This is a genomic window from Komagataeibacter saccharivorans (assembly GCF_003207825.1).
Lineage (GTDB): Bacteria > Pseudomonadota > Alphaproteobacteria > Acetobacterales > Acetobacteraceae > Komagataeibacter > Komagataeibacter saccharivorans.
Genome location: NZ_NKTY01000096.1, coordinates 1 through 797 on the forward strand (window position 1 = coordinate 1; position 797 = coordinate 797).

Annotated in this window: 1 pseudogene; it reads right to left on the reverse strand. The window is 62.7% G+C overall.

Annotation, left to right across the window (positions count from 1 at the left end):
- Window positions 1-797 (reverse strand): annotated as a pseudogene (locus CFR79_RS15520) (hypothetical protein); the annotation flags it as partial.

Here is a 797-nt window from a genome sequence, read left to right on the forward strand (position 1 = left end):
CCGTCATTTTTCCGGGCGCGGGCTGTGGTGTTTTCGATATTCTTCAGCCAGGCGACCACCTTTTTACGTCCTGAAGCCGTCCGGACAGCCTCACGCGGCGTCACATTCCCCAAGGCCAGCACCGGCTCATCAAGCACCTGCCGGTAATGGCGCTCCAGCATCTGCCCGATGATCCGCGCTTCCTCTTCAGGCGGGATCTGCAGGTCTGGCGACGCAGCCCGTCCATCGTGCTCCCGCTCCTCCATCGCCTGCACCGGTGTCATGATCTGCGTCAGGGGCGCGCCCACGAGTGTGCCCAGAACCGCCTGCAGCATGGCACGCCCACGTTCGGCACGGTTTTCCGAATTCACCTGCAACCGTAACTGCCGCCCCCTGAGTTCCACTGTGCCCAGCACGATTGCACCATCGTCCATCTCGGTGCGCAGGAACCGCCCGTTTTCATCCCGTCCGGACAACGGCACAGGATCACTCCCCGGCTCCTTCAGCCAGTTCCAGAACGACCGGCTCTCCGGACGCAGGGCCTCCACGCCCTCAAGCGCATCCGTCACCTTCTTCTGCGTCACGCCCTTTGCCACCGGGAAACACACTTCATGGAAGACCAGATCCTCGCCATCGCCATTGAACAGGGCTGGACCCTCCATCTGCCGGGCCATGTCTTCCAGCGTCCGGAACAGCCAGGTCAGCGTGAACATCGGCGCAAGTTCCCGCAGGGTCTCCGTATCGACTTTCGGGAATTCCGCCTTGCCGCGTCTTTTCCGCAGCGCCCTGTAAAGGTTTGCGGCCAGATCCTCACAGGC